Raw genomic sequence first — 20,287 nt, 5'->3', positions numbered from 1 at the left:
GTAGTAGGGTAGTTAAATAACTATTTTTACGCCGAGTTGGACAGCGAGTTCCGCAAATAACTCTTGCTGCCAGCTAATCAGATGGGCTTGCTTCAATTTCGCGACTAATGCGGCGATTATGGAAATCAGCGGCGGGTCGGTCTTCGCGATTAATGTATCGCTTTTATATGCGATTTTGATTAATGCGAGAAAGAATGATATGTAAAAACTGAGGTAATCGATCGCTCGGCCAAGAAGGTTTTGTCTTCCAAATCGGATTGTTGCTATGCGGTAAACATGGACGTTTCCGACCATTTCGTAAGCTGGTAAATTGGCCGAGGCATTGTCATAACGCTGCCGGCTAGTAACTATCTGGATTTTGTGTCCGGTTTGTATTTCGCCTAGTCCAAAAGCCAAATCACTTAGCATTTGGCTAGTAGCGGAGTGATCGGGATAGAAATGCCGATTGATAAAGATCAGCTTTGGTAATTGGCTTTTTTTGATGATTTTTGCATTATCCATTGCTCTTTCCTGTGATTTTTCGATAATCGACAGACAGCCGGTTTAGTTGATGGCGGCAGTATAACAAGACTCAGTGATTGTTCAACCTGAGCCAAGCATACCAGTTCGGTATTTCTGACGCCAACTTCTAATATTTGCCCTCTAGGCCGATGACGCTTTGGTCGTGGCTTAGCAATGTTTCCAAAAGGTTGGAGCCATTGAAGCCGGCAATGCTGGTTATTAGCTGGGTAGTTGATCCTTGTTTCAGGCTTTTCAGGGCTTGTGGCAGTGGGTCAATGCGGGGTGCGCTTCGATGATCGGATTGAAACGGGTGTTGGATTATCACTGGGTTTGCCATGGCGGGCGGTCATGATGTTATCCGGCTGCCGATATCGGGTTAAACATAGCAGTAATCGGCCGGTTGGGTGAAGGCGGGCTGTTGGGCTTTTCTGTCGGAGGGCGTTGGCGTGTCACTCGAGATATCTTCACGTTTATTTCAAATTCGCGGTTGTCTTGGGCGTATAGCATGGGTTTGGCGGTCGATTCTCCAGAGGGCGAGGCTTGGTCATTTTCGCCTATTTGGCTTCGATTCGCGTCCGGGAATCGAAGCCAAAGTGGGATCGCGGCTCATTGGATGTCAAACCAGTTTTGCAAGTCAGCCAGGTTTGCAAAATCCAGCAATGCGTCAGCCAGGTCTTCCAGCGTCGCTATGTCCATACCGGGTAGTCGTTGCAGCGCCGTTTCCAGTTCCGGCTGCAAGCCGAATTTGCGGCGAAGCTGGCGGGTGACTAAGGCGATGCTTTCTTCTTTGCGCCCTTCCAGTTTGCCTTCCAGCCTCCCTTCACGCCGCTCATCCTCGGCAATTTCCTGATAAAACCGGGTTTGTTTCAGTTCTATGTCTTCTAGAGCTAACATGGCTTTTATCTGTTTTTCCACAGTCAGGATTGAGCGGCAAGCCAGTTTTGCAAGTCAGCCAGGCTTGCAAAATCCAGCAATGCGTCAGCCAAGTCTTCCAGCGTCGCTATGTCCATACCGGGTAGTCGTTGCAGCGCCGTTTCCAGTTCCGGCTGCAAGCCGAATTTGCGGCGAAGCTGGCGGGTGACTAAGGCGATGCTTTCTTCTTTGCGCCCTTCCAGTTTGCCTTCCAGCCTGCCTTCCAGCTTGCCTTCGCGCCGCTCTTCCTCGGCAATTTCCTGATAAAACCGGGTTTGTTTCAGTTCTATGTCTTCTAGAGCTAACATGGCTATTATCTCCTCTCGCGTGAGTTGCGGCAGTTTGTAAACGAGGACGGTTTCGACAAAGTTAAGGATGTCTATGCCGTGTATGATACGTTGTTTTACCAGTTTTTGCGCAAGCTCGATGGCTTGTCGGTCTTGGCTGGCAATCAGGCTCAGCAAGGATTGCGCAGGGCTTTTTGCGGAAGCTTGTTGATAGTCTTCCAGATAGATTCTGTGCAGTTGCGGCAGGTGGGTAAACGGTTCGAATTCAATACTGGCAAGTTTTTCGGTGCTTCGGCTGGGGTATATCACCATGGCTATCCAGGGGCTGGCCGGTTTTTGCCGGTAGAGATACAACGTTATTTCACTGAAGAGACGTCCATAGAGTTCGCTGTCGGGTTGATATTGCACTTCGGCAAAGATCAGTGGCTGCTCTAAAAGTGGGTCGGTGGGTTTAAATAGTCCGTCGATTCTAAAGCCGGTTTGTTTGATTTCTTCCGAGACAAAGCAATAGCTGTCCCCACTGTAGGGCAGCTTCAGCAACTCCAGCGCCAGCTGCGGCCATTCTTGAAACAAACGGTAGAAAAGACTGTCGGTTTTCATGAGTACAATATCCTTTGCGGGTGAAGATCGAAGCGCTAGGTTAATCGACTATCAGGCCTTAACTTTGTCTTCTTCCCGTTAACTATACATTCACTGACAGTGTTAGTCTTTAACAATACCGATTTTCCCTTTAGTCTTGTTATGCTGGGTGTCTCGAAAAAAGTTCAAGCGTTTTGATCCTGGCTGATTAGTCGTGCGGCTTTTGCATTGATCTAACAATCTGAATTGTGTCGAGCTGGGTGCTAGCTTTCTAGCCGAATTCATCTAAACTTTGAACCCACACAGACTCTTACCTATGGCTGGCAGGAATTACGATATGGCTTTACGTGCAATGCTGGGATTGATCATTCCCATGCTTTTTAGTGCTTCTATTTCGGCTGATATGCTAAAAATTAATCCGAATCACCCGGATCAATACACTGTTGTTAAAGGCGATACCTTATGGGATATTTCGGGTAAGTTTCTTGAGCATCCTTGGCAATGGCCCGAATTGTGGCGCAATAATCCACAGATAAAAAATCCGCATTGGATCTACCCTGGCGACACGCTGTATTTTTCCTACGTCAACGGCGAGCCGCGTCTGAGTCTGACGCGAGAGTGGGATGGTGTGCAAGAGCCCAATTTGACCCCGCACATTCGCGTGTCCGACACTAAAGACGCTATTCCGATGATTCCGAGCGATGCGATTGCACAGTTTTTGAGTTCGCCGAAAGTAGTGTCAGCCGAAGAAATTGGTAATTCGCCTTATGTGCTTGAGATCGCCGACGAGCACTTAGTAGCCGGCGCGGGCGATCGTATTTATGTGCGCTCGATTGAAAACCCGGAAGGGCTTGCCTATACCGTGTATCGGGAGGGTAAGCCTTATCTTAGCCCCGACAGCAAGGAAATTCTGGGTTATGAGGCGAAATATATCGCGGATACGATCATTGAAGAACCGGGCGATCCTGCCACTTTGCGTATCATGAAATCGGATGGCGAAGTGCGCCGCGGCGACCGCTTGATGTTGAGCGCCGAAAGCGGGCTTGCGCTGAATTATTTTCCAAGACCGCCGGAGCAACACATAGTAGGCAACATCCTGCGCGTCATGGGAGGCGTCACTCAGATTGGCCAACATGATATCGTGGTGATCGACAAAGGTATCGCCGACGGATTGGAAGCGGGACACACTCTGGATATATATAAAAGAGGCCAAATCGTTATCGACCGGCATTATTACGACGCACCGGAGGACGTAAAATTACCGGACGAATTGGCCGGACAAATATTGGTGTTTCGCCCCTTCGAGCGCGTGAGTTACGCGCTGGTAATGAAGGCTAAAAACGCTATTCATATTTTGGATATCGTTAAGACACCTTAAATAAAATGGAAAACCGCGCTTGAAATGGCGCGGTTTGGGGCGTACTCTTCTTGATTTATTGTATTTGATCAAAACACAAGACCCTCAACTTAAGTTTTGGCTCGCACTGGCGCGTATTTCCGGTGTCGGGCCGCAAACTTTCCAGCGCTTGCTCCAGCATTTTTCTATCGAGCATATTTTTCGCGCCTCTCGCTCTTCGCTGACGGCAATTGGTCTGAGCGACAAAATTATCGATGAGTTGCAAAATCCTCCTTGGGATCAAGTAGAGCAAGATTTGCAGTGGCTCGAATCGCCGGAGAATCATCTATTGATCCTGGACGATGAAGCGTATCCGGAACAGTTGCGGCAAATCACTGATCCGCCGCCGATTTTATTTGTCAAAGGTGACCCCGGATTATTGAGCCGTCCTCAGATTGCCATGGTGGGTAGCCGTAATCCGTCTATGTTAGGAGTCAGGACAGCGGTTGAGTTTGCGGAAGCGCTATCTGCGGCGGGGTTTGTCATTACTAGCGGTATGGCTCTGGGTATAGATGCGGCGAGCCACCAGGGGGCTTTGACCGTTGGTGGTTGTACTATTGCGGTAGCGGGAACCGGCCTGGATCGCGTCTATCCGGCCCGTCACAAACAGTTGGCAACCGATATTGTCGTAAAGGGGGCGCTGGTTTCCGAATTTCCTCTCGGTACTTCCGCTAAGGCGGGGCATTTTCCTAGGCGCAACCGTATCATCAGCGGCCTATGTCAGGGTTTGCTGGTAGTGGAGGCTGCTCAACAAAGCGGTTCGTTAATCACCGCCAAATTGGCGCTGGAACAAAACCGCGAAGTATTTGCCATTCCCGGTTCCATCCATAATCCATTAGCGCGGGGATGTAATGCATTAATAAGACAGGGAGCCAAGTTGGTCGAAACTGTAGAGGATATTTTCGAAGAATTAGGACAATATAATCAAATATATAAGGGTACTGAAACTCAAATTAATCAGACAGAGCTTGACCTGGAGCAACAAAATCTATTGAAATTGATTCCGTACAGCCCAATAACGGTTGATAATTTGGTCCGAGAAAGCGGTTTGTCGGTGGAAATTGTTTCGTCGATGCTGTTGGTTTTGGAACTACAAGGCTACATCGCCGCTGCGGATGGCGGTAGCTATTACCGAATTCAATAAAGGCTCTAATGAAAGAAGATTTATTTGACGTGCTGATCTATTTATTTGAAAACTATCTAGATGGAGACAGCGAAAACTATCCCGATACCGATGTGATCGCCAGTGAATTGCTGGAGGCGGGATTTCAGCAGCCTGATGTTAGCAAAGCGTTCGATTGGTTGGAATCATTGGCTGAAATCGAAAGTATTACGCCAAAGGTGCCCGCCTCGTTCCGGATTTTTAGTGCGGATGAAAAAGCGGTTTTTGATCTGGAATGCCGGGATTTTATAATGTTCCTGGAGCATGCGGGCATTTTGAATGCCGCCAATAGGGAAATTGCGATTGATAGAGCCATGGCATTAAAAGACGAAGGTATTACGCTCGACAAACTGAAATGGATCGTCTTAATGGTATTGCTGAGTCAACCGGGCGATAGCGCCGCTTTTTCACGTATGGAAGACATCGTTTACGATCTGATTCCGACCTCTTTACATTGATTCAACTACGGAAAGTATGGGTAAAAGTCTAGTCATTGTCGAGTCGCCTGCAAAATGTAAAACCATCGAAAAGTATCTGGGCAGGGATTTTCAGGTGCTTGCGTCTTACGGCCATGTTCGCGATCTGATTCCCAAGGAAGGCGCGGTCGATCCCGAGCACGGTTTTGCAATGAAATATCAGGTTATCGAACGCAATCAGCGTCATCTTCAGGAAATCGGAAAGGCCTTGAAAGCGGCCGATACCTTATATTTGGCAACCGACCCGGATAGAGAAGGCGAAGCGATTTCCTGGCATGTTTTCGAATATTTGAAAGAAAAAAAACTGTTGAAGGAAAAGCCGGTGCGGCGCGTGGTGTTCCATGAAATCACCAAGAAAGCCGTGACCGAGGCAATCGCTCATCCCACAGAATTGTCTACCACACTGGTCAATGCCCAACAGGCGCGGCGCGCGCTCGATTATTTGGTGGGATTCAACTTATCGCCGCTGTTGTGGAAAAAAATTCGCCGCGGCTTGTCGGCCGGACGCGTGCAAAGCCCCGCACTTAGGATGATCGTTGAGCGAGAACAGGAGATCGAGGCGTTTAAGACGCGAGAATACTGGTCGCATACGGCGGAAGCCAGCGCGCAGGGTCAGCCGTTCAAGGCTAAGTTGACGCATTTTAACGGTGAAAAGCTGAGTCAATTCAGTATCACGGACGAAGCCAAAGCCAATCAAGTAAAAGAAGCGCTGCTCGAGGCCGGCGATGGTCAATTAATCGTCGCTAAAATTGATAAAAAACAACGCATTAGAAATCCGGCGCCGCCGTTTACGACGTCCACATTGCAGCAAGAAGCCGCGCGCAAATTAGGTTTTACCACTAAACGTACGATGATGGTGGCTCAGCAGTTGTATGAAGGCATTGATCTTGGCGGCGAAATCGTTGGTTTGATTTCGTATATGCGTACGGACTCGGTAAACCTTTCCGACGAAGCGCTTGCCGACATTCGAGCGTTGATTGCCGAGAAATACGGCTCCGATAACGCGCCAAAAGATCCCAGGCAGTTCAAAACGAAATCCAAAAATGCGCAAGAGGCGCATGAGGCCATTCGACCGACCTCCGTTCAGCGTTTGCCGGATCAAGTTAAAGATCGGCTAACGGTCGAGCAGTACAAGCTTTACGATTTGATTTGGAAGCGGACGGTGGCCTGTCAGATGATACATGCCACATTAGCCGTGGTGTCGATAGACCTGAATTGCGGTAGCGATAAAAACGTGTTCCGGGCGACAGGCTCTACAGTCACCAATCCCGGTTTTATGATGGTGTATCTGGAAGGAGTGGACGATAGTAAGGAGGCTGCCGATGATCAGGATAGGCTGTTACCGGTCATGGAAGAAGGACGGCCGGTGGTTTTGCATGATATTTCAGCAAATCAGCATTTTACCGAGCCGCCGCCGCGCTATAGCGAGGCCAGTTTGGTTAAGGCTTTGGAAGAATACGGCATTGGACGCCCGTCGACCTACGCAACGATCATTTCGACCTTGCAGAATCGGGAATACGTGACGATAGAAAACAAGCGCTTTTATCCGACCGATGTAGGGCGCATCGTCAATAAGTTCCTAACCGATCACTTCACCAAATACGTCGATTACGGTTTTACCGCCCATCTCGAAGACGACTTGGATGCGGTAGCTCGCGGCGAAAAGGACTGGATTCCTCTAATGAACGATTTCTGGAGGCCGTTTACCAAGCTGATCAGTGAGAAAGATGAAAGCGTGCAACGCAAGGATGTCACGCAGGAAAGCCTAGACGAAAAGTGCCCTGAGTGCGGAAGCCCTTTGTCCATTCGCCTAGGTAGAAACGGACGTTTCATCGGGTGCACTAATTATCCGACTTGTTCTTACACGCGAAATTTGGGTGATGATAATGCGGCGGTAGGGATGGAACCGGAAGTTGTGGAGGGGCGCGTTTGCCCGAAATGTTCGGCGCCGCTAGTTATAAAGACCGGCCGCTACGGGAAGTTCATTGGTTGTAGTGCTTATCCGAAATGCAAGCATATTGAGCCTTTGGAAAAACCCCAGGATACGGGTATCTCATGTCCCAAATGTAAGAACGGTACGCTTCTGAAGCGCAAATCGCGCAGCGGCAAAATATTTTATTCGTGTTCCGAATATCCAACGTGCGATTACGCTCTGTGGGACGCTCCGGTCGCTGAAGGCTGTCCCGACTGCGGCTGGCCGATATTGACATTAAAGACTACTAAGCGGCGAGGAACGGAAAAGGTTTGTCCGCAAAAGGACTGCAAATATGCAACACCGTACGAGGGAGACCCCGGCGACGTTAACGGCCCCTCTTGAAACTAAATGTCGGCGGTGCAGGCTTAGAAGTCGGTTTAGTCGTAATCCAGCAGAAGCATGTCGCCGATTCCGATATGATGCTTGTCAATAGAGCCGGCGGTCACTTCGAGCATATACCGCGCATTTTCCGTCGATACGGATATTGGGCAAGGTTCTTTTCCGCAGGGTTGCAAGTTGTGGAGCATTGAGACCACTTTGCCGTTGTCGGATAAAAACAATACGTCAAGCGGAATAAGCGTGTTTTTCATCCAGACGCCACGGATAGCCGAATCTTGATAGACAAATAACATTCCGCTATTTTCCGGCAAACTAGGTCTATGCATTAGGCCTGTTTTGCGGCGCTGGTGTGTATCGGCAATCTCGACTTTGATTTGGTAACTATCCGGGAATGTTACCGAGCCTGGTTGCATAGTCTTGCCGTTTGGGTTTGCTTGAATCGGCAGTGTGGCTATGAATGCCAAGATCCCGCAGGAAAAAGCTAGTGATTTTATGTTCATATCTGAAAATTTAAATTTGGTTGTGTTTATTTACAGGTCTTATTATAATCGGATGTTCTTTTGTTGCGAGCGTGGCGAAATTGGTAGACGCGCTGGATTTAGGTTCCAGTGGCAACCCCGTGAGAGTTCGAGTCTCTCCGCTCGCACCATTTCTTTCCGTTTTCGCAGCGATACAGCATCTCTTCTTTGTTAAAGTCATGAATCCCGCTGGCCTGTCCCCCAAATCCAATTCGTTCTTTGTTAATTTTTTGAGGTAATCCAATGCAAGTTTCTGTCGAGAAGACATCAGAATTAAGCCGAAAAATGACTGTTAGTGTTCCTGATAATGTTCTTCAGGAAAAAATGGAGACTCGCTTTAAAAAATTGGCTCGGGAAGTAAAAGTCGATGGTTTTCGTCCCGGTAAAGTGCCGACCAGCATGGTTAAAAAACTATACGGAGAGCGTGTAAAAAGCGAAGTGGCCGGCGACTTGATTCAATCGACTTATTTCGAAGCGTTGCAACAGCAAGCATTGGTTCCGGCAGGACATCCTCACATTACTCCTAGCGATAAAAGCGAAGGGTTTGAATACGTTGCAGAGTTTGAGGTGTATCCGGAAGTTACTCTGGATACGATTAACGAGCTTGAAATCTTTCGCCCGCTCGCGTCAGTTACCGATACTGATGTCGAGAACATGATTGATAAGCTTAAACAGCAAAAGAAAGCCTGGAACGTTGCTGAGCGCGCCTCGCAAGAGGGTGACAAAGTCACCATTCACTTCTCCGGCGTATCCGAAGGCGAGAACTTTACCGATGGTAAAGTTGAAAACTACGCCGTAGTGATCGGCGATAAGCAAATGATTCCCGGTTTTGAGGATGAATTGAAGGGCCTGTCCGCCGGGGAAAGTAAAAGCTTTAACATCACTTTTCCCGAGAAATACAACAGCGAAAAGTTAGCTGGAAAGGCGGCAGAGTTCGAAATCGAAATGGTTAGGGTGGAAGAGCCTGTATTACCCGAGGTGGATGCTGATTTCATCAAGGCGTATGGTGTTGACGAGGGCGATATCGATACTTTCCGCGCCGACGTAAGAGCTAACATGGAAAGAGAGTTGGAACAAGGCATGAAAAATAAGTTGAAAACCAACGTCATGGATGCCTTATACGAAAATGTCAAAATCACCTTGCCTAATGCGTTGATCGACCAAGAAATTCAGGCCTTGATAAAGCCCTATGCCGACCGCGCAAGCAAGGCGCGCTTAAAGGTCGAAGACTTGAATTTGCCGCGCGAAATGTTCGAGACTCAAGCAAAACGTCGCGTTGCCTTGGGTTTGATCTTGGGTGAAATCATTCAGAAAAATGAGCTCAAAGCCGATGCCGACAAGGTGCGAGATGTAATCGAGAATCTGGCCAAAAGTTATGAGAAGCCAGAAGAGGTCATTAACTGGTATTATGCGGATAATAGCCGCTTGAACGATGTCCGGCAAATGGTGCTGGAAGACCAAGCCGTGGCTTGGGTCGTTGAGCGCGCTAGAGTCACCGACCAAAACGTCGGTTTTGAGGACGTCATGGAACGACAGCAAGCATAGGAAACTACTAAATGATCGATCGAAATGGCATGAATAGTATGGAGCCCCAAGCCGCTGGCGGTTTGGTGCCAATTGTGGTGGAGCAAACGGCGCGGGGTGAGCGTTCGTTTGACATTTATTCCCGCTTGCTGAAAGAGCGGGTTATTTTCTTGGTCGGCCAGGTTGAAGACTACATGGCCAACCTGGTGGTTGCGCAATTGCTGTTTTTGGAGTCGGAGAATCCGGACAAAGATATTCATTTGTATATCAATTCTCCCGGCGGTTCTGTAACGGCGGGTATGTCTATTTACGACACCATGCAGTTCGTAAAGCCCGATGTGAGTACCATGTGTATCGGTCAGGCGGCCAGCATGGGAGCTTTGTTGCTAGCAGGCGGCGCAGCCGGTAAACGCTATTGCTTGCCGCATTCCCGTGTGATGATCCACCAGCCTTTAGGGGGCTTTCAAGGCCAAGCTTCGGATATCGCTATACATGCAAAAGAAATCTTGTCTATCCGCGATAAGCTGAACAAGATTCTAGCGCACCATACCGGTCAGCCATTAGAGAAAATTCAACAAGATACCGACAGGGATAATTTCCTTAGTTCAGAACAGGCCGTCGAGTATGGTTTGATCGACAAGGTTCTATCCAGTCGTAACGTCTAAACTAATCATGAAAATTCGCCGCTAGGCGGCGAATTTTCTGTGAAAGTTAAGTTTTTTGATATATCCTTCAGCTATTGAAGAAATAGTTTACCTCGGGGTCTGTCTATGAGTAAGGACAAAAAAGGTAAGGACGAAGAGAAACTTCTTTACTGTTCCTTTTGCGGTAAAAGTCAAAATGAAGTCAGGAAGTTGATCGCGGGGCCGTCCGTGTATGTTTGCGACGAATGTGTTGAGCTTTGTAACGACATTATTCGAGATGAATTGTCAGAGGATGAAAAGGCGATAGGTAATGGAGCCTTGCCTAAGCCAAAAGAAATTAAGCAGGAGCTGGATAATTACGTCATTGGCCAGGAAAGAGCAAAAAAAATTCTGTCGGTGGCGGTCTATAACCACTACAAACGCTTACGCAGCAATAGCAAAAAAAACGATGTCGAGTTAGCTAAAAGTAACATTTTGCTAATAGGCCCTACCGGTTCCGGAAAAACCTTATTAGCGGAAACGCTTGCGCGTCTGCTCGACGTGCCTTTTACTATCGCGGACGCGACGACGCTTACCGAAGCAGGCTATGTTGGTGAAGACGTCGAAAATATCATTCAAAAAATCCTGCAGAAATGCGACTACGATGTGGATAAGGCAGAGACCGGTATCGTCTATATCGACGAAATCGACAAAATTTCCCGCAAATCCGACAATCCGTCGATTACCCGGGACGTATCGGGCGAGGGTGTGCAGCAAGCGCTCCTGAAACTAATAGAGGGCACCGTCGCGTCGGTGCCTCCGCAAGGTGGGCGCAAGCATCCGCAGCAGGAATTTTTGCAGGTCAATACGGCCAACATACTTTTCATTGTCGGGGGCGCTTTTGCGGGCTTGGATAAAGTCATCAAAAACCGTACCGAAAAAGGCGGCATCGGTTTTTCTGCTGAAGTTAAAGCCAAAGACCAGAATGAAAATGTCGGTGAGATTTTCGCCGATGTGCGGGCGGAGGATTTAATCAAATATGGGCTGATTCCGGAGTTCGTCGGACGCTTACCCGTTGTGGCGACGTTGGATGAATTAGACGAGGCTGCGTTGATCGAAATTTTGACCCAGCCTAAAAACGCATTGATCAAACAATATAGGCATTTGTTTGAAATGGAAGGCGCCGAATTGGAATTTCGAGATGATTCTCTAGCGGCGATCGCGCGCAAATCGATGGAAAGAAAAACGGGCGCGCGTGGATTGAGAACCATCGTAGAAAACGTATTGCTGGATACCATGTATGAATTGCCGTCGAGCGATAATATCGCTAAAGTAGTCATTGACGAAAGTGTTATCAACGGTCAATCCGAACCGATCCTGGTTTATGAGAGCGATTTGAAACGAGCTGTTTCTGATTCATAAACATTGATTTTCAACCGATTGAAAAAAAGGGAGTTTGTGTTCAAACTCCCTTTTTTTTGGCCGAAGCTTTGCAAATAACTTGTTTTCTTCTTTATCGCCCTCATATAGGATGGCAATTAACGTATTCCTGCTGAAGGACATCTATCAATGACGCACGTAAAAAACAAAGATGAGCTTATTCCTGTTCTGCCCCTGCGGGATGTGGTGGTGTATCCGCACATGGTGATTCCGCTGTTTGTCGGCAGAGGCATGTCGATTGATGCTTTGGATGCCGCTATTAAACAAGACAAACAGGTGTTGTTAATCGCGCAAAAGCAGGCCGACATAGACGAGCCCGAATTTGATGATTTGTATAAAGTTGGAACGCTCGCCAATATCTTGCAATTGCTGAAACTTCCCGACGGCACGGTTAAAGTGCTGGTTGAAGGCACTCAACGCTGCTCTGTCATCGAATTTCACGAATATGAAGGCTATTGCGTAGCGGATGTGCTGGAATTGGCTGACGAATTGTCTATCGACGAACAAGAGTTGGAAGTGCTGCAGCGAACAGCGATTAACTCTTTTGATCAGTATGTGAAGCTGAACAATAAAATTCCGCCGGAAGTTTTGAATTCCTTGTCGGGCATCGATGAGCCCGGCCGATTGGCTGATACCATGGCCGCGCATATGTCCTTGAAGGTTGAGGAAAAACAAAACATGCTGGAAATGGTCGACGTCGTCAAACGCTTGGAAAGTTTGATGACGCTGATGGAAGGCGAAGTCGACATTCTGGAAATGGAAAAGAAAATCCGGGGCCGCGTCAAAAAACAAATGGAAAAAAATCAGCGCGAATACTACCTGAATGAGCAGATGAAGGCCATTCAGAAAGAGTTAGGCGAAATGGACGAAGCCGCCAACGAAGTAGAAGAGCTGGAAAAGAAAATCCAGGCCGCCGGCATGTCTGCAGAGGCAAAGACCAAGGCTATGGCGGAATTGAATAAATTGAAAATGATGTCGCCAATGTCCGCGGAAGCGACCGTCGTACGCAATTATATCGATTGGATGGTCAGCGTGCCGTGGAAAAAGAAAACCAAAGTGAGGCACGACCTAAAAGTTGCCGAGCAGGTGTTGGAAGAGGAGCACTATGGATTGGAGAAGGTCAAGGAAAGGATTTTGGAATACCTTGCCGTTCAGCAGCGGGTCAAACAACTGAAAGGACCGATTTTATGTCTGGTGGGGCCGCCGGGCGTTGGAAAGACTTCGCTGGGCCAGTCAATAGCGCGCGCAACTAATCGTAAATACATCCGTATGGCCTTGGGTGGCGTTAGAGACGAGGCGGAGATCCGCGGCCATAGGCGAACCTATATCGGTTCAATGCCGGGTAAGATTTTGCAGAATTTAGCCAAAATCAAAACACGTAACCCTATGTTTTTGTTGGATGAGATAGACAAGATGGCTGCCGATTTCCGCGGCGACCCGGCTTCTGCGTTGCTGGAAGTACTCGATCCCGAACAAAACCATACGTTTGCCGACCATTATTTGGAGGTCGATTTTGATTTGTCGGACGTAATGTTCGTGGCGACTGCGAATACGCTAAATATACCGGCGCCGTTAATGGACAGGATGGAAATCATTCGTCTGGCCGGTTATACGGAAGACGAAAAAGTCAACATTGCCACGCGTTTTCTACTTCCTAAACAGATCAAGAACAATGGCTTGAAAGAGGCGGAAATCGATATTTCGGAAGCCGCGGTGATCGATATTATTCGATATTATACCCGTGAGGCGGGCGTACGCGGCCTGGAGCGGGAAATCTCGAAAATCTGCCGCAAAGTTGTCAAGGATTTATTGCTGCAGAAAGACAAGGGCAAAATCTGCATCAATAAAGAAAACCTGGACAAATACCTAGGCGTTCGTCGCTTCGATTATGGCATGGCCGAAGATAAGGATCAGGTCGGACAAGTCACGGGCTTGGCTTGGACCGAAGTCGGCGGCGAGCTATTGACTATAGAAACCGCCGTGATGCCGGGTAAAGGCAAGCAGCAGGCGACCGGTAAGTTGGGCGATGTTATGAAAGAGTCGATCGACGCCGCCGTGACCGTAGTCAGAAGCCGCGCCAATGTACTGGGTATAGATAGTGAAGTATTCCAAAAAAGCGATATCCATATTCACGTGCCGGAAGGGGCTACGCCTAAGGATGGTCCAAGTGCTGGCATAGGCATGTGCACAGCGATCATTTCGGCGTTGACTAAGATTCCGGTTAGAGCGGATGTGGCCATGACGGGAGAAATAACACTGCGCGGCGAGGTGTTGCCAATCGGTGGTTTGAAGGAGAAGTTATTGGCGGCCCACCGCGGTGGAATTACGACGGTGGTGATTCCTTCGGAAAACGAGAAGGATTTGACTGAAATACCCGATAACGTCAAGGCTAATCTAACGATTAAATGCGTGCGTTGGATAGACGAAGTGTTAGAGATCGCATTACAGCAGATGCCTATTCCTGTTGAGGTGGGCGAAACCAATCGATCCGATGCGCCCAATGGAAAAAATGAGAGTAAACACCAAACGGTACTTGCCCACTAAAACTAGGGTTTATTTTGCTAAACCTTAGATTTCGGGGCTTGTAGCCACTTCTATGCTTGACATGGCTTGTTTTCCGTTGATATAAAGTTCCACCTTCTAACAAAGAAGGTGGCGTTCAATGGCGGCGGTTTCCGGCCTGTTAGCGCCTATCATATCGCTTGTTTGCTTGCGTTTAATTTAAAAAACAACACCTAAGGGGAAATAAATGAATAAATCGGAACTGATTGATGCTATTGCTGCAGCATCGCAATTGACTAAGGCCGATGCCGGACGTGCTTTGGATGGTTTTATCAAGTCTGTTGAAGAAGCGTTAAAGAAAGGCGATTCAGTAGCCTTGGTTGGTTTTGGAACTTTCGAGGTTAAAGAAAGAGCAGAGCGTAAAGGTCGTAATCCGCAAACAGGTGAAGAGATCACTATCAAGGCAGCAAAAATTCCTTCATTTAAAGCTGGCAAATCTTTAAAAGATGCTGTAAACTAGCGTCTCTTTAGTCGGGTGCTTAGCTCAGCTGGGAGAGCATCGCCCTTACAAGGCGAGGGTCGGGGGTTCGAACCCCTCAGCACCCACCAGACTTAGGAGCGGTAGTTCAGTTGGTTAGAATACCGGCCTGTCACGCCGGGGGTCGCGGGTTCGAGCCCCGTCCGCTCCGCCAAAACAGAAACCTCGGGCCGTATGGCTCGAGGTTTTTTTTTGCGTGTTAATTTGTGCCTGAATCATCAGGCGAAATGCTGTTTAGGACAGGGTTATGCTATTAGAGATTAGAGAAAAGGTGCAGGGTGTTTTCGCATCGATCATATTAGTGTTGATTTGTGTGCTGTTTGGCTTATGGGGGATCCAAAATTATCTGGGAGGAGGCAAGGAAGCTCCTGTGGTTACCGTAGGAGATAAGGAATTCTTTCAGAATGATGTGGCCAGAGCCTATCAACAATTCGCTCAAAATCTTGCCGGTACGAAATTCGACGAGGAGGCCCTGAAAAAGCAAGCCTTGCAGAAGTTGGTTCGTGACGAAGTGCTCTTGCAATACGCTCAAAACCAGGACCTCGTGATCACCAACGAAACAGCGAGAGCCTTTATTCAGTCGTTGGAATATTTTCAGAAAGACGGCAAATTCGATAAGACTCAATATCAAACCTTACTCGGTTCGCAAGGCATGTCTTCAGATGAATTTGTCAGCCGAATTAAGAAAGCCTTGATCATGGAACAGGTGCAACGCGCTATTGTCGATAGCGGGTTTGTTACAAAAGCGGAAGTTGACGAATTCTTCAAAATTCAAAATCAGACTCGCGACGTGGAATATCTGACCGTTTCCTTAAAACCGTCTTCGGACATCCCTTCCGACGACGAGATCTCCGCTTATTATCAACAACATCAAGACGCCTATCAGACAGATGAACAAGTAAGTGTCGAATACGTCGAGTTGTCCTTGGATGATCTCGCCAAAGACGTCAATGCCTCAGATGAACAACTAAAAGCCTATTACGATGAACAAAAGGCCCAGTTTACGACACCGGAAAGGCGCAAGATCAGTCATATTTTGTTTGCGTTTGACAAAGAGAACCCCGAACAAGCCGTGCAAAGAGCGTTGAAGGCCAGGCAGGAGTTGCAAACTAAAGATTTTGCGGCTTTAGCGGCTGAGGTGTCGGACGATAAACTGACTGCCAAAAACGGTGGTGATCTGGGGTTATTTAATGTTGGTGTAATGGAAAAAGACTTCGAGGATGCCGCCGGCAAGTTAAAACTTGGCGAAGTGTCTGAACCGGTTAAATCTGCGTTTGGTTATCACCTGATCAAAGTAACCGAGCTGATTCCGGGTGAAGTCAAGTCGTTTGACGAAGTGAAGCCGGAATTAACCAAGGCCTATAAAAAAGTCCAAGCGGAAAATCGCTTTAACGAATTAGGCGAAAAACTAAGCGAGGTGAGCTACGAAAGCCCCGATAGCCTGGAGGCCGCCGCGAACTTATTAGGTGCCGAAATTAAGAAAACACCCCTGTTTACGCGTAATGTCGGCGAAGGCATCGCGGCCGAGGAAAAAGTCCGTCTGGCCGCTTTTTCAGAAGATGTTTTGAAAGGCAATAATAGCGAACCCGTTGAGATCGAGGGCGACAAGTTAGTGGTATTGAGAATGCAAACTCATTCGCCAGCCGCGGTTAAAGCGCTCGATGAGGTCAAAAATCAAGTTATTGCGGCTTTGCAGAAAGAAAAAGCAGAACGGCAGGCTAATGAAACTGCCGGCAAAATCAAGAATGAGTTGGAGACAGGTAAGGCTATGGAAGACATAGCAAAAACCTCCGGTTTAACGGTTAAGAAGCTCATCGGCCTAACTCGTATGAGTCCGGATGTCGATCAAACTATCAGGCAAGCGATTTTTCGGGCGCCCAAGCCACAAGCTAACCGCCCCAGTGTCGTGGTGATCGATGAGATATCGGGGGATAAGATCGTCGCCAGTATAAATAACGTGACAGAAGGCACGATGACTGACGCCGACAAAACCAAGCAGACCATGATCGAAAAAAATATGGCAATCGCGTTTGGCCGTGCGCAGTTTGAGGCTATGTTGAATCATCTCGAATCAAACGCAGATATTACAATTCGGTCTCCAAAACAGTAAGGCCTCATTCCAAAGGTCGTAGTCAACTGATTGCGGCCTTGTGGATTCATTTTCATCAAGCTAAGCCGACCCCTTTCATTCTGACCGTTTTGTTCCGTGACGGACTGATGCCGATTTTCGAATCAATACCTGGTAGCATTTAGATTCGACTATACCTAGGAGGTATTTATGGATGGCTTCAATACGAGTTTTCGGCGCCGCTTGTTTGTTGCGTTGATGGCTACATTATGTGCTTCACCTGGTTTCGCCGATAAGCCGCCGAATGCCGGAAACAGCAAACATAAACCGCCTCACGAAAAAACGCATACGTCCCGCGATAGCCGTTATGATCATTACGCAAACGAACGTTACTTCAATGATAGGCATCGCGCTATTATCCATGATTATTTTGTCGACGAGTTTCGCCGTGGTCATTGCCCGCCGGGTTTAGCAAAAAAACATAATGGTTGTTTGCCGCCGGGCCAAGCCAAGCGGTGGACGATCGGACAGCCGTTGCCAAGGGACGTGGTGTTCTACGATTTGCCCGATAGGGTGATCAGGCAAATGGACCAAATAGGCTACCCACCGCCAGGATATCGTTTTGTCCGCGTCGCGTCGGATATCTTGATGATAGCGGTCGGCACCGGTCTAGTTGTGGATGCCATTGCGGATTTGAATGCAATGCACTAGTTTTTTAAAGTTCAAGTTTGCGCAATTTTCACAGGCTTTGCGATTCGAAATATTTTGCTAATCGTTTCTGCTCGTTTTGGCGGGCCGAGTTTCTGATTGTCATAAAAAGGTAATATGGCATTGATAAATTTCCGGGTTAATTTGGCTAAATAAATAATGATCATGTCGAAATTGAATATCCTGGTTGTGGAAGATGAAGATGACATCAGGGACATGCTGGTAATGGTATTGGAACAGGCCGATTTACAGGTTTCGGCGGTCGCTAGCGCTGAGGAAGCATTGGCTGTGCTAGCCGAATACCGCGTCGATCTTATCGTTTTGGATTGGATGCTTCCGGGTATTAGCGGCGTAGAATTGGCCAGGCGTCTAAAAAAAGACTCGAGCTATAAAGACCTGTCCATTATCTTATTGACTGCAAGGGGCGAAGAAGAAGACAAAATTCGTGGTTTGGAAATCGGCGCAGACGATTATATGACCAAGCCCTTTTCTCCTAAAGAACTTGTCGCGCGTATCAAAGCAGTGATGCGGCGTAGCGGCAAGCTAACCGAGAGCGGCCAACTCAGCATCGGCGATCTGACGCTGGACGCCGAACAGCATCGGTTAACCATTGGCGGTAAAACCTTGGATGTGAGTCCTACCGAGTTCAGGTTGATGCAATTCTTTATGAGCAACCCGGATAAAGTTTATAGCCGTACGCACTTGTTGGACCAAGTCTGGGGGCGCAGTGTGTATATCGAAGAACGTACGGTTGACGTCCACATTCGCCGTTTACGGAAATTATTGGCGGAATTCGGTCGTGAAGAGCTCATACAAACCGTGCGAGGATTCGGTTACCGCTTTTCGATGGGCGGCTGATCACGATGGAGCGCTGGAAAAAAGAGATTGGCACGGCGATTGCCCTGCTATCGCTGGCGTTGGTATTGAGCGTTTTTATCGGCCATCTCAGCGAGATGTCACTACTCATCGTAACATTCATGCTGATTCAACAAACCCGGGCCGTTAACGAATTCGAACGCTGGTTGAGTCAGGGCGCCTTCAGAGATAATCGAAATCGAAAAGGAATCTGGGAAGACATCTATTACCATATCTGGAAGATCAAAAAAACCGACAAAAAGCGCAAGAAAAAGCTTAGTCGGATGATAGAACGATTTCGTCGATCGACAGACGCACTGCCCGACGCAGCCGTCGTATTGGGTGAACACGCCGAAATCGAATGGACCAACCGAGCGGCACGTGAGGTTTTAGGGCTGAAAAAATCCGACAAGGGCCAACGCATCCCCAATCTGGTTAGAAATCCCCAGTTCGTCGAATATTTAAAAGCAAACGACTATCACCAGAAGATTTGCATTCCATCGCCGGTTAACGAAGGCATCATTTTACAAATCAGTATCGTTCCTTACGGTATCGGAATGCGATTGCTGTTGGCACAAGACGTTACTCAAATCAAAAAAATGGAGCGGATGCGAACGGATTTTGTGGCCAATGTGTCGCACGAACTGCGCACGCCGCTGACGGTTTTGAAAGGTTACGTCGAAACCCTGCAAGAATTGGAAGACTTGCCGACGAGTTACGCCCGGTCATTTGCAAGTATGGCGACCCAGACGGAACGCATGCAAAATCTGATAGACGACTTGCTGCTCTTGACCCGGCTGGAAACCAAAGAAAAAAAGAACGAATGCGTCAACATGCAGAATCTGCTTCAGCAAATATGCAAAGAAAGTGATTTACTGGAAAAAGACGAGCGTCGGATTGAATTGAACCTCACGACCGATGCTAATCTTTACGGCGATACCCAAGAATTACAAAGCGCTTTTACCAATTTGCTGGTCAACGCGTTGAAATATTCTCCTGTCGGATCGCCGGTCAAAGTGGGCTGGCATCAAAATGCGAACGGCTCTCTTTATCTTGAAGTCGAAGATTTTGGGGAGGGTATTTCTCCAGCCGATATTCCGCGTATCACCGAACGTTTTTATCGGGCAGAAGTAAAGCGGAAACAGAAAATCACCGGAACCGGTTTGGGGCTTGCCATCGTTAAACACGTGCTAATGAGGCATGACGCTAAACTTGAAATAGACAGCCAATTAGGAAAGGGCAGTCTTTTTCGGTGTGTGTTTTCAGCCGAACGGATTTGCTAAGCCGGAACCGGAACCACCGGTAACCAGGAACGAAATCGACGACGGACGGCAGCGGGTTTTTACCTTGAAGAAAGCATTGCCGGTTTCTGTTATACGTTTATTCTGTCCCGGGGGCCGGCATTGCCTGGATCGCATGGTATCTGCAAGGCCCTGTTTCTATTCATCATGCCCTTTTGAACTCACAGACTGCGTTTCCGGTTTAACGGCATGGGCGCGACTCAGACAAGCCGAATCATTACGACCGCCTCAAAACCCAATAGTTAGTTCAGCAAATACTCATTTTTCGACGCGTCGGCCCTATCATTATTTCTATTAATAGCCATCAGGGTTAATATGCCGCGGATTCAGCTCTGAAGCGCATATTATTAAGCAGCGGCGGCTAGCCGGTAATTTTGCATCAAAGTTTGGGGGGTTCCCAATGTCTTGCGTGACGGTAAGCACGTTGGCCTGTGTTACGCCTTAGTTCTGTCGATATGGCCGATTGACTGCTTCCCACTGCGTCTGCAATAGCCTAACGGCAGCTGCCCCTTTTTTCCAAGGTTTTCAAGCTATGCAGGTATTGGCTGAATCTAGGTGCTAAATAAGCGGTAATAACTCTATA

At 48.0% G+C, this 20,287-nt stretch carries 17 protein-coding genes and 3 tRNA genes; 16 read left to right on the top strand and 4 right to left on the bottom strand.

The genetic code is table 11. From position 1 onward, the window contains the following. Positions 1-12: 12 nt before the first annotated feature. The 3 genes from ACW73I_RS10530 to ACW73I_RS10520 all read right to left on the bottom strand — a co-directional run bounded on the left by ACW73I_RS10530 (position 13) and on the right by ACW73I_RS10520 (position 2,300). Positions 13-501 (bottom strand): hypothetical protein, encoded by a 489-nt coding sequence (locus tag ACW73I_RS10530; RefSeq protein ID WP_458029263.1) that lies wholly within the window; start codon positions 499-501, stop codon positions 13-15. A gap of 606 nt (positions 502-1,107) precedes the next feature. Next, positions 1,108-1,395 (bottom strand): DUF4351 domain-containing protein, encoded by a 288-nt coding sequence (locus tag ACW73I_RS10525; RefSeq protein ID WP_458029262.1) that lies wholly within the window; start codon positions 1,393-1,395, stop codon positions 1,108-1,110. Positions 1,396-1,418: 23 nt separating this feature from the next. Further along, a complete protein-coding gene (locus ACW73I_RS10520) occupies positions 1,419-2,300 on the bottom strand; it encodes an Rpn family recombination-promoting nuclease/putative transposase (protein ID WP_458029261.1) in 882 nt (293 codons plus the stop codon). Between the two features lie 316 nt (positions 2,301-2,616). Between ACW73I_RS10520 and ACW73I_RS10515 the strand changes: the two genes are divergently transcribed. The 4 genes from ACW73I_RS10515 (at position 2,617) to topA (ending at position 7,630) form a co-directional block, all read left to right on the top strand. Next, complete coding sequence (locus tag ACW73I_RS10515; RefSeq protein WP_458029260.1) at positions 2,617-3,657, top strand: LysM peptidoglycan-binding domain-containing protein; 1,041 nt, start codon at positions 2,617-2,619, stop codon at positions 3,655-3,657. Between the two features lie 67 nt (positions 3,658-3,724). Next, the gene (gene dprA / locus ACW73I_RS10510; RefSeq protein WP_458029359.1) at positions 3,725-4,819 is read left to right on the top strand and encodes a DNA-processing protein DprA; all 1,095 of its coding nucleotides are present in this window, start codon (positions 3,725-3,727) and stop codon (positions 4,817-4,819) included. Between the two features lie 8 nt (positions 4,820-4,827). Beyond that, positions 4,828-5,295 carry a DUF494 family protein gene (locus ACW73I_RS10505; RefSeq protein ID WP_458029259.1) on the top strand — a complete coding sequence of 156 codons (468 nt, stop codon included), beginning with the start codon at positions 4,828-4,830 and terminating at the stop codon, positions 5,293-5,295. Positions 5,296-5,311: 16 nt separating this feature from the next. Then, positions 5,312-7,630: a type I DNA topoisomerase gene (gene topA, locus ACW73I_RS10500; RefSeq protein ID WP_458029258.1), complete on the top strand. Its 2,319-nt coding sequence runs from the start codon at positions 5,312-5,314 to the stop codon at positions 7,628-7,630. 35 nt (positions 7,631-7,665) lie between these two features. Here the strand turns inward: topA and ACW73I_RS10495 are convergent, their stop codons facing one another. Next, a complete protein-coding gene (locus tag ACW73I_RS10495) occupies positions 7,666-8,127 on the bottom strand; it encodes a DUF192 domain-containing protein (RefSeq protein ID WP_458029256.1) in 462 nt (153 codons plus the stop codon). A 65-nt stretch (positions 8,128-8,192) separates the two neighbouring features. Between ACW73I_RS10495 and ACW73I_RS10490 the strand changes: the two genes are divergently transcribed. The 12 genes from ACW73I_RS10490 to phoR all read left to right on the top strand — a co-directional run bounded on the left by ACW73I_RS10490 (position 8,193) and on the right by phoR (position 19,686). Continuing rightward, positions 8,193-8,276 (top strand) — tRNA-Leu (locus ACW73I_RS10490). Between the two features lie 112 nt (positions 8,277-8,388). Continuing rightward, positions 8,389-9,690, top strand: coding sequence for a trigger factor (gene tig, locus ACW73I_RS10485; protein ID WP_458029255.1), 1,302 nt, complete (start codon positions 8,389-8,391; stop codon positions 9,688-9,690). Between the two features lie 11 nt (positions 9,691-9,701). Next, complete coding sequence (gene clpP / locus ACW73I_RS10480) at positions 9,702-10,334, top strand: ATP-dependent Clp endopeptidase proteolytic subunit ClpP (RefSeq protein WP_458029254.1); 633 nt, start codon at positions 9,702-9,704, stop codon at positions 10,332-10,334. 105 nt (positions 10,335-10,439) lie between these two features. Further along, entirely contained in the window at positions 10,440-11,714 is a 1,275-nt protein-coding gene (gene clpX / locus ACW73I_RS10475) for an ATP-dependent Clp protease ATP-binding subunit ClpX (RefSeq protein WP_458029253.1), read from the top strand. Between the two features lie 147 nt (positions 11,715-11,861). Continuing rightward, positions 11,862-14,276, top strand: coding sequence for an endopeptidase La (gene lon, locus ACW73I_RS10470; RefSeq protein WP_458029251.1), 2,415 nt, complete (start codon positions 11,862-11,864; stop codon positions 14,274-14,276). Between the two features lie 205 nt (positions 14,277-14,481). After that, positions 14,482-14,754 (top strand): HU family DNA-binding protein, encoded by a 273-nt coding sequence (locus ACW73I_RS10465; RefSeq protein ID WP_013820824.1) that lies wholly within the window; start codon positions 14,482-14,484, stop codon positions 14,752-14,754. 13 nt (positions 14,755-14,767) lie between these two features. Next, positions 14,768-14,843 (top strand) — tRNA-Val (locus ACW73I_RS10460). Between the two features lie 6 nt (positions 14,844-14,849). Further along, positions 14,850-14,926 (top strand) — tRNA-Asp (locus ACW73I_RS10455). Positions 14,927-15,019: 93 nt separating this feature from the next. Continuing rightward, positions 15,020-16,882: a SurA N-terminal domain-containing protein gene (locus ACW73I_RS10450; RefSeq protein ID WP_458029250.1), complete on the top strand. Its 1,863-nt coding sequence runs from the start codon at positions 15,020-15,022 to the stop codon at positions 16,880-16,882. Between the two features lie 168 nt (positions 16,883-17,050). After that, positions 17,051-17,551 carry a hypothetical protein gene (locus ACW73I_RS10445; RefSeq protein WP_458029249.1) on the top strand — a complete coding sequence of 167 codons (501 nt, stop codon included), beginning with the start codon at positions 17,051-17,053 and terminating at the stop codon, positions 17,549-17,551. 162 nt (positions 17,552-17,713) lie between these two features. Further along, the gene (phoB, locus tag ACW73I_RS10440) at positions 17,714-18,406 is read left to right on the top strand and encodes a phosphate regulon transcriptional regulator PhoB (protein WP_458029358.1); all 693 of its coding nucleotides are present in this window, start codon (positions 17,714-17,716) and stop codon (positions 18,404-18,406) included. Positions 18,407-18,411: 5 nt separating this feature from the next. Continuing rightward, positions 18,412-19,686 (top strand): phosphate regulon sensor histidine kinase PhoR, encoded by a 1,275-nt coding sequence (phoR, locus tag ACW73I_RS10435; protein ID WP_458029248.1) that lies wholly within the window; start codon positions 18,412-18,414, stop codon positions 19,684-19,686. The last annotated feature ends 601 nt before the right edge of the window (positions 19,687-20,287 follow it).

This window comes from Methylomonas sp. MgM2 (genome assembly GCF_054172045.1).
Note: the sequence above shows the minus strand (reverse complement) of the source record. Positions and strands in the feature narration are given on the sequence as shown.